Origin of the sequence: Streptomyces sp. NPDC005775 (assembly GCF_042871565.1) — a bacterium.
Classification (GTDB): domain Bacteria; phylum Actinomycetota; class Actinomycetes; order Streptomycetales; family Streptomycetaceae; genus Streptomyces.
In genome coordinates this window covers 609134-623275 of record NZ_JBIAIU010000002.1, presented here as the reverse complement: position 1 = coordinate 623275, position 14142 = coordinate 609134, and the positions used below count along the sequence as shown (strand labels likewise).

At 72.2% G+C, this 14142-nt stretch carries 12 protein-coding genes; 6 read left to right on the top strand and 6 right to left on the bottom strand.

What is annotated here, in order from left to right; genetic code table 11:
* Positions 1-59 precede the first annotated feature (59 nt).
* Entirely contained in the window at positions 60-506 is a 447-nt protein-coding gene (locus tag ACFYPA_RS06705; RefSeq protein ID WP_359081717.1) for a MarR family transcriptional regulator, read from the top strand.
* 102 nt (positions 507-608) lie between these two features.
* On the opposite strand, the gene ACFYPA_RS06700 is transcribed toward ACFYPA_RS06705, so the two are convergent.
* From ACFYPA_RS06700 to ACFYPA_RS06690, 3 genes are all read right to left on the bottom strand, one after another.
* Positions 609-2600, bottom strand: coding sequence for an RICIN domain-containing protein (locus ACFYPA_RS06700; RefSeq protein ID WP_389130171.1), 1992 nt, complete (start codon positions 2598-2600; stop codon positions 609-611).
* A gap of 312 nt (positions 2601-2912) precedes the next feature.
* A complete protein-coding gene (locus tag ACFYPA_RS06695) occupies positions 2913-3923 on the bottom strand; it encodes a CU044_5270 family protein (protein WP_359318939.1) in 1011 nt (336 codons plus the stop codon).
* Complete coding sequence (locus ACFYPA_RS06690) at positions 3916-4551, bottom strand: RNA polymerase sigma factor (RefSeq protein WP_359318938.1); 636 nt, start codon at positions 4549-4551, stop codon at positions 3916-3918. Before ACFYPA_RS06690 ends, ACFYPA_RS06695 begins: the two co-directional genes overlap by 8 nt.
* 196 nt (positions 4552-4747) lie before the next feature.
* Between ACFYPA_RS06690 and ACFYPA_RS06685 the strand changes: the two genes are divergently transcribed.
* On the top strand, positions 4748-5584 hold the full coding sequence (locus ACFYPA_RS06685; protein ID WP_359318936.1) for an alpha/beta hydrolase: 837 nt from the start codon (positions 4748-4750) through the stop codon (positions 5582-5584).
* 100 nt (positions 5585-5684) lie between these two features.
* Here ACFYPA_RS06685 and ACFYPA_RS06680 read toward each other — a convergent pair whose 3' ends face one another.
* Positions 5685-6341, bottom strand: coding sequence for a TetR/AcrR family transcriptional regulator (locus tag ACFYPA_RS06680; protein WP_359318934.1), 657 nt, complete (start codon positions 6339-6341; stop codon positions 5685-5687).
* Between the two features lie 139 nt (positions 6342-6480).
* Here ACFYPA_RS06680 and ACFYPA_RS06675 point away from each other — a divergent pair, with 139 nt between their 5' ends.
* The 4 genes from ACFYPA_RS06675 (at position 6481) to ACFYPA_RS06660 (ending at position 10753) form a co-directional block, all read left to right on the top strand.
* Positions 6481-7242, top strand: a complete 762-nt coding sequence (locus ACFYPA_RS06675) for a glucose 1-dehydrogenase (protein WP_359318932.1) — start codon at positions 6481-6483, stop codon at positions 7240-7242.
* Between the two features lie 299 nt (positions 7243-7541).
* On the top strand, positions 7542-8570 hold the full coding sequence (gene tdh, locus ACFYPA_RS06670) for an L-threonine 3-dehydrogenase (RefSeq protein ID WP_359081730.1): 1029 nt from the start codon (positions 7542-7544) through the stop codon (positions 8568-8570).
* A gap of 26 nt (positions 8571-8596) precedes the next feature.
* On the top strand, positions 8597-9790 hold the full coding sequence (locus ACFYPA_RS06665; protein ID WP_359318931.1) for a glycine C-acetyltransferase: 1194 nt from the start codon (positions 8597-8599) through the stop codon (positions 9788-9790).
* Between the two features lie 42 nt (positions 9791-9832).
* On the top strand, positions 9833-10753 hold the full coding sequence (locus tag ACFYPA_RS06660) for a LysR family transcriptional regulator (protein WP_359081734.1): 921 nt from the start codon (positions 9833-9835) through the stop codon (positions 10751-10753).
* Positions 10754-10828: 75 nt separating this feature from the next.
* On the opposite strand, the gene ACFYPA_RS06655 is transcribed toward ACFYPA_RS06660, so the two are convergent.
* Positions 10829-13417, bottom strand: a complete 2589-nt coding sequence (locus tag ACFYPA_RS06655) for an FtsX-like permease family protein (protein WP_359318929.1) — start codon at positions 13415-13417, stop codon at positions 10829-10831.
* Positions 13414-14124 carry an ABC transporter ATP-binding protein gene (locus ACFYPA_RS06650; RefSeq protein WP_359318927.1) on the bottom strand — a complete coding sequence of 237 codons (711 nt, stop codon included), beginning with the start codon at positions 14122-14124 and terminating at the stop codon, positions 13414-13416. Before ACFYPA_RS06650 ends, ACFYPA_RS06655 begins: the two co-directional genes overlap by 4 nt.
* Between the last annotated feature and the right edge of the window lie 18 nt (positions 14125-14142).

Below are 14142 nucleotides of genomic sequence, written 5' to 3'. Positions count from 1 at the left end.
TACAAAAGAGGTCGCCCGCCCTGCGGGGAGGCGAGCCCGGCAGTCGAAGGAAGCCTTGCGTGGACATGCCTGTGGACCGGATCGAGTTCGAGACGATGCTGCTCGGGCGGCATATGAGTCTGCTGACCTCGCGAGGCGGCGGGCGGCTCGACCGGAGCGCCTACATCCTTCTCAGCCGCATCCGGGCCCAGGGCCCGATGTCCATCGGTCAGCTGCACGAGGCCTTCGGCCTCGACACCTCCACGCTGAACCGGCAGACCGCCGCGATGCTGCGTATCGGAGTCGTCGAGCGCATCCCCGACCCGGACGGCGGGATCGCCAGGAAGTTCGCCATCACGGCCGAGGGTGAGCACCGGCTGGACAAGGACCGGGCCGAGAACCGGGACGGTCTGCAGCGCGTACTGGCCGAGTGGACCCCGGAGGAGGCGGCCCAGTTCGCGGACAACCTCGCTCGTCTCAACCGCGACATCGAGCACCTCGACGGGCGGCCCTGGCCGCGCGACTGAGCGCGTGGGCGCCGTCGGGTGCGGCTCCGGTGGAGGCGGGCACGCGAACGGGGCCGGGTGCCCGCTTCGGCGCCCGGCCCCGCTGTGTCTACCGCGGTCCGGTCAGGACAGCTGGGTGAAGGCCCACGTCTGGACCGCGGTGGTGGAGGCCGTCTGCTGGGTGAGCAGCGCCCCGTTCGTGGTGGAGGCCGCGGTGAGCAGCAGTCCGCTGGACTTGCTCGTCAGCTCGTAGCCGCCGGTCGTGGGGGTGGCGGCCCAGCGCTGGTTCGCGTCGCCGCTGCACGCCCACTGGTCGATGGCGGCCCCCGCCGCCTTGGAGTTCTGGTAGACCTCGGCGCACAGGCCGCTGTGCACGTTCTTCAGCGTGTACGTCCCGTCGGTGTTCGCCGAGACGTTCCACTTCTGGTTGTCGCCGCCGTTCCAGAGCCAGCCGTTCAGCTGCGTGCCCTGGGTCGTGGAGTGCGCCGGTACGTCGATCGCCTGGGTGCCGGCGGAGATCCGGTTGATCCCGGTCGCGGGACCCGTCGGCTCGACGCACGTGGTGGACGACTGGTGCGCCCCGCGGTCGGGCACGCAGCCGGCCGTTACGGTGCCGCCGAAGTAGTCACGTGCGCCCGCGCCCGGCACGACCGCGCCGTTGGCCAGGGCGGAGGAGCCCGCCAGCAGCCGGTAGCCGTCGGCGTCCGTGCGTGAGGTGGCCGTGCCGGGGGACGTCAGCTTCGGGTCGGTCGTCACCTTGTGGGCGTCGGCCGGCTCACCGGCCGGGTGCGCGCCGTAGAAGACGTTCGAGTCGTACCCGAGGCCGGCGGCGTTGACGTAGCTCGCCCCGTCCGTCGCCACGTGGAAGATGTTGTTGGTGAACGTGGCGTTCGCCGCGGCCGACCCGTTCGAGTTGCTGATGATCTCGACCGGCTCGGCGAGGTAGAAGGTGTTGTTGTAGATCTGCGTGTTGGTCGTCTTGGCGCAGACCATGTCGAAGAGCTGGCCGCCGTCGTTCTGGCTGATGTTGTACCGGACGATGTTGTCGGTGGTCGTCGACCCGGAGCCGTTGCACAGGAGGATGAAGCCACCCTCGTTGTCGTGGCTGTAGTTGTACTGGTAAACGGTGTGGATGTTGGCCTCGTCGAGGTCGAGCCCCTGACCGTCGCAGGTGCTCTTGCCGCCGCTCACCTCGTTGAACTGGTACAGCGCGTCCTGGGTGTTCCACCCCCAGAGGCCGGCCGCGCAGTGGGCGGGCTCGCGCTCGCGGAATCCGTCGACCTTGTTGTACTCGAGGAGTGCCCTCTCGGTGTGGTGCGGGACGATCGCGTCGCCGCCGATGTCGGTGACGGTGTTCTGGCGGATGACGACCCTCGTCTGCGGCGTCCACGCTCCGCAGGTCGTACCGCAGTTGGCGTTGTTGAGCTCCGGGCGCTTCATCCAGCGGGTCCAGAAGTGGATCCCATAACGGTCCACGGCCCGCACCGTGTTGCCCGTGAGCACGACGTCGTCGAACTTCGTCGGTGTCGTGTTGCCCAGGACCTCGAAGAAGATTCCGGCGCTGGCGTCGTCGTCCTTCTTGGTCTGGTTCCCGTTGACGTCATGGACGTCGAGGCCCGTGAGCCGGTAGTAGGTGCCGGTGCCCGAGTCGGTCCTGGTGATGTGGACGCCGCGGCGGGTCGCGGCGGCCGCACCCTTGTTGGAGACGTCCAGGTTGCGCAGCTCCCAGTACTGCTGGTCCGCGAGCCGTACGACATCGGTGACCTGCCCGGCGCCGGCCAGCGCGGGCTTGGCGCCCGTGCCGTACGCGTCGACCACGATCGGGGCGCCGGCCGCGCCCGACCCCTTCGGGAAGAGCGTCTGGCCGGTGCAGGTGGAGCCGCGTCTGAGAAGGATCGAGTCGCCCGCCCGGAAGGTGTGGGCGTTCACCGGAGCCAGTGAGTCCCAGGGTGTGGTCCGGGTTCCGTTGCCCGCGGTGGTGGCGCCGCAGTCGACGAAGAAGGACTGCGCTGCGGCCGGTGCGGCGGCCGGCGCCGCTGAGGTGGGGGCCGCGGTCAGGAGGGACGCCAGCGGCAGCGACAGGGCTGCGAGGAGGAGGGTTCGTCTTCCGGTCATGGAACAACTCCACTTTCTGAAAACGGACAGCAGACGTCTGATGCCTATTCACATTAGGGAGCCGCGGCGGCAGTGGTCAAGACCTGTTCATGTCAATCGACGGGTGGGTGGGTGGGCTGGGGGGCTTCCTTCTGCGACCGCCGACAGGTGCGGTACGAGGCGGGGCCTGCCTCTACCGGGCCAACGGCGTACAACCCGTTCCCCCGGGCCGGACGCGTCGCTGCGAGGTGGCCCCGGCGCCGGAACGCCCGAGGACGGCCACGACCCCCTCCGGTCCCGGCCGTCCCGACGGACTCCTGCGCTACCTCCCCGTCACGGCTGCTGCCTGACCTTGTCGACGACCGCCCAACTGTCCAGGTAGGAGAGCTGGGTGTACCTGTTCAGGCCTTTGCTGTCGTCGGAGGTGCGCTCGTCACGGAAGCCGAGGAACCGATACGTCTCCGGGTCGAAGACGAAGTAGCCGCCGAAGCCCGTGGACCCCTCGGGGAGCATCGGGTCGTCGTACGTGATGGCTACGCCCGTACGGCCCTTGGCGTCCTTCTGATTCGGCACCGTCCTCACGCCGGGCACCATGCCGAGCGCCTCGTACGCCGCGGGGCGGAGCCCCTGCGGCATCACCGGCACCAGCTTGAGCAGACCGGTGAGACTGAAGTGGATCTCGGACCACTCCTCCTCGGTGATGTCGTCGAGCGAGTCGTTCCTGTCGTCGGGCCCGGTCTTGGACAGGAGCGAAAGGATCAGCTTCTCGGGGTCGGCCGGGAGCTTCTTCAACGTGCCCCAGTCCTGCGGCGGCCAGACGCTCTCGTTCTTCGCGAGCGGCGGTGACCACCAGCCGTGCCCGATCTCCATGACCCAGGAGCGCTGTGATCCGTCCACCGAGCGCCAGGTCTCGTCGGTGTAGCTCTTCGTGGAACCAGTTCTCTGGTTCGTCTCCTTGATGATCTCCTTGGTGTAGATGAACTGGTCGTCCCGCGGGCTGGCCACCCGCTCGTGCTTCCGCTCGTACGCGGCCGCGCCGTTGAGCACGGTCTGCACGCTCACGTTCCGCATCGGGGGAGAACCGACGGCCGGCGGTTTCGCCGTCGTCCCCTTGGGGCCGTCGTCCTCCTGCACGGCGACCAGGACGGCGGCGGCGACCGAGGCCGCGACCGCACCCGTGAGGGCGATGCGCAGGACGGGCCTACGGCGGACCGGCGCGGGTCCGTCCGGCGCGGTCATCGCGGCGAACAGCCGTGCCCGCGCCCGGCGCCGGGTCTCGTCGTCGAGCGGCGGTGCCCCCGCCTCGTAGTCCTTCAGGGCCAGCAGTTCGTCGATGTCACGCATGGTCGTCCGCCTCTCGGAAAGCTGTCGGATCGGATCCGCCCAGTGCTTCGCGCAGCCTGCTGCGAGCCCGGTGCAGCCGGGATCTGACGGTGCCGATCGGCACCCCGAGGGCCCGCGCCGCCTCCTCGTAGTCGAGGTCGGCCCAGGCCACCAGCAGTACGACATCGCGGTGCCGGGCGGACAGCCCGGCCAGCGCGGCAGCCAGGTCCCGGCGCACCCCTGTGGCGCCGGCTCTGGCGACCGCGCGGTCCGCGACCGATTCCTGGTGTTCCACCGGTGCCGGCACCTTGGAGAGCGCCTTGAACCGGCGTGCCTCGGCCCTGCGGTGACGGCTCACCAGGTTGGTCGCGATGCCGAACAGCCACGGACGGGCGTCGGCGCGCGTGAGGTCATATGCGTGGCGCCGCCGGAAGGCGGTCGTGAACGTCTCCGCCATCAGATCCTCTGCGGCCTCCGGGCCGAGCCGCCGGGCCGCGTAACGGTGCACGGCGTCGGCGTATCGGTCGAAGAGCGCGGCAAACAGTTCGGGCTCATCCCGGGACCGCTCGATCACATGGGCGTCGCTGCCCTCGCGAGCGTCCTCGCGATCTTCCTCACGGGTCTGGACACCCGGGGGTTCGACGGTCATCGGGGCTCCTTTCGTTCGTCGATGCGACTCGAAGGCTCGGGCCTGTTCGGGTTGTTCGTCTGTCATTCGCCGGTGGACGCAATCGAGTTCCATTCCGGTGGCCGCTGTCTCCGCACCGCTGGGACGGCACGGGTACGGTGGCCTTGAGGTGCGTGGCCTGCCGCGCGTGCCGCTGCCCAGTCGAAAGATGTGTCACGTGGCCGAGTTGGAGCTTTCCGCAGGCGTTGTGGAGTACGAGGACACCGGCGGCGACGGTCCGGTCGTCGTCCTGCTCCATGGTGTGGCCATGGACGGATCGCTGTGGCGCCATGTGGTCGCCGGGCTGCGTTCCGGCCACCGGTGCATTGTCCCGACGCTGCCGCTCGGTGCCCACCGCCGGCCGATGCGGCCCGACGCGGACCTGTCGGTCCTGGGTGTCGCACGACTGGTCGCGGAGTTCCTCGATGCGCTCGACCTCACCGACGTCACCCTGGTCATGAACGACTGGGGCGGCGCCCAGGCCCTGGTCGCGGACGGCAGGGACCAGCGGATCGGCAAGCTGGTCCTCACTTCCTGCGAAGCCTTCGACAACTTCCCGCCCGGCCTCCCCGGCAACAACCTGTACGCCTCCGCCAGGATGCCCGGCGGCCTGAACGTGGCCTTCACCCTGCTGAGGTTCAAGCCGATGCGGCGGCTGCCGATGACATGGGGCCGGATGAGCAAGCGGCCGGTGCCGGACGCGGTGATGGACGCCTGGTTCAGGCCGTTGTGGACTTCGCCGGAGATCCGCCGCGATCTGCGCAAGTACGTCCTGGGCGTCCCGCCGAAGGCCGAACTCCTGCGATGGGCGGAAGCCCTGCGCACCTTCGACCGGCCGGCGCTCGTCGCCTGGGCCTCCGAGGACCGGGTCATGCCCCCGGAACACGGGCGGCGGCTGGCCGGCATGCTGCCCAAGGGGGAGCTGGTGGAGATCGCCGACAGTTACACCCTGATCCCGGAGGACCGGCCGGAGGAACTCGCCCGGCATCTGAGGGAGTTCATGCGGAACGGGTGAGGGGCATCTCCGCGACGGACCGTGTGCGGCACGTACGGCGGATGCCGCGGCGCCGGAGGCCCCGGCCCGCTTCAGCCGGCCCCCGATTCGCCCGGCGGTGCTACCTGACTCCCTCGGCGGCGGTGGCGAGGGCCTGGCGCAGGGTCGCCTCCAGTTCGCGCTTCGCCGTCGCCCGCTCGTCCCGGGCGACCTGCGGGGTCCGGGCGGCGGCGTCCCGCCAGGCGTAGTGCTCGACCGCCGCGCGCAGGGCCGCGTTGAACATCGCCGCGCGGATCGTCACGCGCAGGTCGTCGGGCGGCAGCCCGGACCGTTCGGCCAGGGCGCGGGCGAACGCCGGCTCGGCCTCGTCGTAGGTCTGGAGCCAGACGGCACGTAGCCCCGGCTCGGTGCGCGTGAGCCGGACCAGGGCGCGGACGGTGGCCTCGTCGGGGCCGCCGGTGAGGTCCGGCCCCGTCGTCAGCCAGGCGTCCCAGGCCCGGTCCAGGGGCTCTCCGGACGGCCACTCCCGCAGGAAGGCGGTGAGCGTGTCGATGCCTTCCGAGAACAGGGGCGTCACGCAGCTCTCCTTGGTGGGGAAGTAGCGCCACAGCGTGCGCGCCGACAGGCCGACGGCCCGGCCGATCTGTTCGCCGGTCGTGGACGTCACGCCGTGGGTGACGAACAGGTCCACCGCCGCCCGGGCGATCTCCCGCCGGACCTCGGTCCGGCGTGCCTCGGTCAGGGGCGGACGTCCTGTCCGGCCACCGGCTGCGGTCATGTCTTCCTCCTGCTTCGTTCATCGCGTGATCGAGTTCTCGGGATTCTCCACCATGACTTTTTGTCACTCACAGACAATAAATCGTAGGCTGATGGCGTCCGGGGCGATCGGAGCCCCGCACGAGGAACAGGAGCGCTTCATGGCAGGCACATTCGACACACGCGCCGTCATCGTCACCGGGGCCGGATCGGGGATAGGCCGCGCGGCAGCCCTCGCCTTCGCCGACGAGGGCGCCCGGGTCGTGGTCGCGGATCTCGACGCGGACAGCGCCGCGTCGGCGGTCGCGTCGATCGAGGCGTCGGGCGGCACCGCGGTCGCCGTCACCGGCGACCTCAGCGACCAGGCGGTCGTGGACGAGGTGGTGCGGACGGCGGTGGAGCGCTTCGGCGGCGTGGACGTCCTGGTGAACAACGCCGGAATCATGGACCGGATGACGGCGACGGCGGACGTGAGCGACGCGGAGTGGGAGCGCGTCCTGCGGGTCAACCTGACCGCGCCGTTCCAGCTCACCCGCGCCGTGCTGCCGCACATGCTGGCCGCGGGCAGGGGCGCGATCGTCAACACCGCTTCCGAGGCCGGCCTCCGGGGCAGTGCGGCGGGCGCCGCCTACACGGCGTCGAAGCACGGCCTGGTGGGCCTGACCAAGAACCTCGCGGTGATGTACCGCAAGCAGGGCATCCGCGCGAACGCCATCGCCCCGGGAGGCACCGCCACCGGCATCGTCGCGGACGCGGACCCGGCCGCGCACGGACCCGCCGCGCTCGGCCCCCACTTCGTCAACCTCGGCCGCATCGCCCGGCCCGAGGAGCAGGCCGCGGCGATCCTGTTCCTCGCCTCGGACGCGGCGAGCAACATCAACGGCGCGGTCCTCCCTGTGGACGACGGCTGGTCGGCGGTGTGAGGCCGCGCCGGGGGCCGTACGCCTGACCCGGCCGGAGCCCGTCCGCCGAACGGGGGAGGCGGACCCGCGCCCGTACGGCCGGGCGTGAAGCCAAGCTGCGGGCGCGCTTAAGAAATCCTCGATGGACCTGGGGCGCGGGGTACGGCAGATTTCTCCGTGACGGCGGAGGATGGTGCGCGGCAGCCGGTCGAGCGCGCTGCCAGTCGTCCCTCTCATACTTCCCCGGGCCGCAGGCTTCCGCAGGCATGCCCCCGGCCCGGGGACATCAACGCCGTACCAGGTAACAGGGAGCCGCAGCCGTGAAGGCACTCGTGAAGCAGAAGGCCGAGCCGGGACTGTGGCTGATGGACGTGCCCGAGCCGGAGACCGGCCCCTCGGACGTGCTGATCAAGGTGCTCCGTACCGGCATCTGCGGCACCGACCTGCACATCCGTAACTACGACGGCTGGGCCCAGCAGTCCATCAAGACCCCGCTCGTCCTCGGCCACGAGTTCGTCGGCGAGGTCGCCGCGATCGGTTCCGACGTCGTCGACATCGCCGTCGGCGACCTGGTCAGCGGCGAGGGCCACCTGGTGTGCGGGAAGTGCCGCAACTGTCTGGCCGGCCGCCGTCACCTCTGCCGCTCCACGCTGGGACTCGGCGTCGGACGCGACGGGGCCTTCGCCGAGTACGTCGCGCTGCCCGCGTCCAACGTGTGGGTGCACCGTGTCCCCGTCGACCTGGACATCGCCGCGATCTTCGACCCGTTCGGCAACGCCGTGCACACCGCGCTGTCCTTCCCGCTGGTCGGTGAGGACGTCCTGATCACCGGCGCCGGCCCGATCGGCATCATGGCCGCCGCGGTCGCCAAGCACGCCGGCGCCCGCAACGTCGTGATCACCGACGTCAGCGAAGCCCGCCTGGAACTGGCCCGCAAGGTGGGCGTCAGCCTCGCCCTCAACGTCGGCGAGCAGACCATCGCCGACGGCCAGCGGGAACTCGGGCTGCGCGAGGGCTTCGACATCGGCCTGGAGATGTCCGGCCGGCCCGAGGCCATGCGCGACATGATCGGCAACATGACGCACGGCGGCCGAATCGCGATGCTCGGACTGCCGTCCGAGGAGTTCGCCGTCGACTGGTCCCGGATCGTCACCTCCATGATCACCATCAAGGGCATCTACGGCCGCGAGATGTACGAGACCTGGTACGCCATGTCCGTCCTGCTGGAGGGCGGCCTCGATCTCGCCCCGGTGATCACCGGCCGGTACGGCTACCGCGACTTCGAGGCGGCGTTCGACGACGCGGCGAGCGGACGCGGCGGCAAGGTCATCCTCGACTGGACCGTCTGACCCTCACACCTCTTAAGGAATCCCGTATGTTCGACTCCGTACGTGACGACCTGCGCACCACCCTCCAGGAGATCGAGGCCGCCGGGCTGCACAAGCCCGAGCGCGTCATCGGCACCCCGCAGTCCGCGACCGTGGCCGTCACCGCCGGCGGCCGTCCCGGCGAGGTGCTGAACTTCTGCGCCAACAACTACCTGGGCCTCGCCGACCACCCCGACGTGATCGCCGCCGCGCACGAGGCGCTGGACCGCTGGGGCTACGGCATGGCCTCCGTCCGCTTCATCTGCGGCACCCAGGAGGTCCACAAAGAGCTGGAGCAGCGGCTCTCCTCCTTCCTGGGCCAGGAGGACACGATCCTCTACTCCTCCTGCTTCGACGCCAACGGCGGAGTCTTCGAGAGCATCCTCGGCCCGGAGGACGCGGTCATCTCCGACGCCCTCAACCACGCCTCGATCATCGACGGCATCCGCCTGTGCAAGGCAAAGCGCTTCCGCTACGCCAACCGCGACATGGCCGACCTGGAGCAGCAGCTCAAGGAGGCGTCCGGGGCCCGGCGCCGCCTCGTCGTCACCGACGGTGTCTTCTCCATGGACGGATACCTCGCCCCGCTGCGCGAGATCTGCGACCTCGCCGAGCGCTACGACGCCATGGTCATGGTCGACGACTCGCACGCCGTCGGCTTCGTCGGACCCGGCGGCCGCGGCACGCCCGAGCTGCACGACGTGATGGACCGCGTCGACATCATCACGGGCACGCTCGGCAAGGCGCTCGGCGGCGCGTCCGGCGGTTACGTGGCCGCCCGCGCCGAGATCGTCGCCCTGCTGCGCCAGCGCTCGCGCCCGTACCTCTTTTCCAACTCGCTCGCCCCGGTCATCGCGGCGGCCTCCCTGAAGGTCATCGACCTGCTGGAGTCCGCGGGCGACCTGCGTGAGCAGCTCAACGCCAACACCGCGCTCTTCCGAACCCGGATGACCGAGGAAGGCTTCGACGTCCTGCCCGGCGACCACGCCATCGCCCCCGTGATGATCGGGGACGCGGCGAAGGCAGGCCGGATGGCGGAGCTCCTCCTCGAGCGCGGTGTGTACGTGATCGGGTTCTCGTACCCGGTCGTCCCGCAGGGCGCGGCCCGCATCCGCGTCCAGCTCTCCGCCGCCCACTCCACGGCGGACGTGAACCGCGCGGTCGACGCCTTCGTCGACGCGCGGGCGGCGCTGGGGGAGTAGGCGCGACCGGGCCGCCCCGCGCGACCTGGGACAATAGGTCACATGATCGATGCACGGCGGCTGCGCATCCTGCGGGCGGTGGCGGATCACCGTACGGTGACCGCCGCGGCCGCCGCGCTGTACCTGACCCCCTCCGCCGTCTCCCAGCAGCTCGCCGCGCTGGAGCAGGAGACCGGACACCGGCTGGTCGAGCGGGGCGCCCGCGGGGCCCGGCTGACCCCGGCCGGGGAGATCCTGCTGACCCACACCAACGCGGTGCTGGCCCAGCTGGAGCGGGCGGAGGCGGAGCTGGCCGCGTACAGCGCGGGGGACGCCGGTACGGTGACCGTCGCCGCGTTCGCCACCGGCATCGGCCTGGTCCTCGCCCCCGCGATCACGGCCCTGAACCGGACCGCGCCCGGCATCAAGGTCCGCGTCCAGGACGCCGAGGGCGATGCGAGCGTCCCCATGGTGCTGGACCGGCAGGTCGATGTGGCGGTCGCCGTCGAGTACCGCGGCGCACCGGGCGAGGACGACCGGCGGCTGACCCGCGTACCGCTGTACTCGGAACCGTTCGACGCGGTCCTCCCGGTGGACCACCGGCTGGCCGGCCAGGATCAGGTGGCCGTCGCCGACCTGGCGAAGGACGCGTGGATCGGCCCGTACCCGGGCAATCCCTGCCACGACGTGGTCGTCCTGGCCTGCGAGTACGCCGGCTTCGCACCGAACCTCGAACACTCCTCGGACGACTTCCACGCGGTGGTCGCCCTCGCGGGCGCGGGGGCCGGCGTGGCCCTCGTCCCGCGTTCCGCGCTGCGCGGCGTGGCCCTGGCCGGGGTGGTGGTCCGCCCGGTGCAGGGCAGCGCCCCGACGCGCCGCGTCTTCGCGGCGGTACGCCGGGGCGCCGAGTCCCATCCGCTGATCGCCCCGGTGCTGGAGGCGCTGGCGGGGGCGGCGGGCGACGACGTACTCGCGGCGGGCTGAGGGCGAGGGCCCGGGGCGGTGGCCCCTGCGGGCTGAGGCCGGGGCCCCGGCCGGTGGCCCTTGCGGGCCGCCGCCTCAGCCCACACAGTCGCCGCGCCCGCCGCCCCGCGACCCCGGGAACAGCGTGCCCACGGCCGCCGCCGTCGTCACGGCCGCCGCGAGGATTCCGTACTGCACCGGCGGGAGGTACGGCAGCCCGCCCGTCGCCGGGAGTGCGAACGCCAGCAGGGGGATCGCCGCGACCGAGGTGCCGATGGTCAGACCGGCCACCGTCACCAGGCCCGTCTCCAGCACCCGCATCCGCAGTAGTTGTCCGCGCCCGGTGCCCACCAGCCGCAGGAGGCGGAATTCCGGACGGCGGCCGACGGAGATCAGGGCCAGGGTGCTGACCACGGCGAGCAGCGCGAAGCCGCCGATCACTCCGACGCCGATGATGATGAGGGCGTCGTCCTGGTCCGAGGACGACGGGCTGATCCGCACGTCGTCCGCCGTCGCCGGGCGGACATCGAGCCCCTTGTACGGTGTCAGCGCGCGCCGTACGGCCGATGTCGCGTCCCCGTCCGCCGAGCGCACCAGGATCTGCTGGTCGCGCGGAGCCGACACATGGGTGGCCAGTGCCTCTCGGGGCAGCATGAACTCGCCGAGCCCCAGCGACCGTTCGTAGAGCGCCACCACCTCGAGGCGTACCTGCGTACCGTCCCCGAGACGCAGCGCCACCTTGTCCCCGACGCCGACGCCCAGGTCGTCCGCCCGGTCCTGGCCGACCGCGACCGTGCCCCGGCCCGTGAGCCCGGCCGGGTCGCCCGCCGTCACCCTGGCGTCGAGCGTCCGGGACAACTGGTCGGCCGTGACGCCCAGTACGGGGACGCGGTCCAGTGCCGGGTCGCCGGCCTCGCGGTGGGCGAGGACGACGGCCGACCGCAGCAGGCCCGTCGCCGCCGCCACCCCGGGCGCCCCGCGCACGGCCCCGGCCGCCTCCGCCGGGATACCCGACGCCGGGCCCGTCACGACCAGGTCGGCCCGCAGAGCGTCCGCGGCCTGCCGGTCCGAGGCCCGCTCCAGCGTCGTCCCTGCTGCCAGCTGTACGCACACGAACGCGACGACCAGCACGATCGGGGTGAGCGCGGCCCCCAGCCGGCGGTTGTGCGCGGCGGCGGACCGGGCGGCCAGGAAGCCGGAGACCCCGCCCGCACGCCGGGCCGGGGCGCCGAGCACCCGCATCGACACCCGCGCTATCCACGGACCCAGCAGCGCCACCGCGATGATCAGAGAGGTGGCCGAACCCGATGCGGCGAGGGCCGCGGACCCGCCGCTCAACGTGGCCGCCGTACCGGCCGAACCGAGCCCCGCGACCGCCAGCAGCACACCGGCGCCGGTGCGCACCCGCCCCGGCTCGCCCGGCTCCGGCGCCCGCGCCGCGCTCAGGGCGGCCGCGGGCCGCATCCGGGTCACCGCACGCGCGGCGAGCAGCGCCACCGGCCGGGCGGCCAGGGCGACGAGCAGCGCGCCCACGACCCCCGCCGCGACCGGCAGCCACACCGGGACGGGCAGCGGCAGCGGGTCCGTGGTCAGCAGCGACCGCATCAGCAGCCCGAGCGGTATGGAGCCGGCCGCGCCCAGCACCGCGGCGGCGACCGCGACCCGGCCCGCCTCACGGCCGACCGCCGACCTGAGCTGCCGGGGTGTGGCCCCCACCGCCCGCAACAGGGCCAGTTCGCCCGAGCGCTGGTGCACCGCCTGGGACACCGTGGTGGCGATCACGAGCAGGGCCACCATGACCACCGTTCCGGCGATCGACGCCAGCATCGCCAGGAGATCGCCGCGCCCGCCGAGCGCGTCCACGTGCTCCGCCTCGCCGCGCTCGGCACCCGTCAGCACGCGCAGACCGCGTTCGCCTCCGCTCTGGCCTGCCACGGCCTCCTGAAGGGACGTCCGCAGCGCGTCGGCGGACACGCCGCGCTCCGCCAGGACACCGATCGCGTCCACCGTGCCCGGGTGTCCGGCCAGTTCGCTGAGCCGCGCCTCGGTGAAGAACACGGCGGGCGCGCCGACATGGTGACCGGTGTCGGCCACCCCGCTGACGGTGTACTGCCGCGCCGCGCCGCCCACTTGCAGCGTGACGCGCCGGCCCGCGTCCGCCAGGGTCGCGTCCACGACCACCTCGGAGGCGGTCCGAGGGGCGCGCCCCTCAAGGAGCGCGTACGAGGTGAGCGTGGCGGACGGCCAGGAGCGGCCCACCGCCGCCGCCCCGTCGCCCACCGTCACCGGAACGGAGTCGTCCGCGACGGCCCGTGCCACGCCGTCCGCCGCTGCCGCCCGCGTCACCGCGGAACTCTCCAGCCGCACCCGTTCCGGCAGATGGGCGGTGACCGTCTGCGGCTCGCTGCCCCAGGGCTTCGCCGTGTACGAGACCCGCTGATCGGCCACCACCACCGCGTCCGCCCCGGCATAGCGCTCCACCGGCGGCTTCGCCAGCAGCAGCGAGCCGAGCACCAGGGCGAAGGCGCCGAGCAGCGCGGCCGCAGCCGCCGCCGACGCGAACACGGCGGTCCAGGCCCGGCGATGGGCCGTCAGCGAGCGCCGGGCCAGAAATGCCGAGGCCCGCCGGCTCCCGGCCCGTACGGTCGCGCGCACCGGCTTCCTCCGTGCTTCGGTGACCGTCATCGCAGCCGGCCGCCGTCCATCGTCAGGACGGTGTCGGCCCAGCTCGCCGCCATCGGGTCATGGGTGACCATGACGACCGTGCGCCCGTCGAGCCGTACCGCGTCCCGCAGCAGGCCCAGCACCAGCGCCGCGGACTCCGGATCCAGCGAGGCCGTCGGCTCGTCCGCGAAGAGCACATCGGGGTCGGTCACCAGCGCCCTCGCCACAGCGACCCGTTGCTGCTGGCCGCCCGACAGCGTCCCCGGCCCGTCACCGCCCCGGCCGGACAGGCCGACCCGCTCCAGCAGCCGCCTCCCCCGGTCCAGCACGTCAGCGGCCTCGGGATCGGCCCCGGCCAGGACCAGGGGCAGTACGACGTTCTCCTCGATGCTCAGCGATGACACCAGGTTCAGCGCGTGCGACTGGAAGACGAAGCCGATCCGGTCCCGGCGCAGCCGGGTCAGCGCGGCCTCGGACAGCGTGCCGAGATCGGTCCCGGCGATCCGTACACTCCCCGACGAAGGACGGTCCAGGCCTGCCGCGCACTGGAGGAACGTGCTCTTGCCCGACCCCGAAGGACCGACCACCGCGGTGAAGCTCCCCACGGGGACGACGCAGCTGACCGCGTCGAGGGCGACCGCCTCCCGGCCGCTGCCGCGCCGCCCGTGGCGTCGGCTCACCAACTCCAGCTCCAGCGCCGCCGTGCGCACTGCCGTGGTTGTCTCCACCGTGGACCCCTCGCTTCT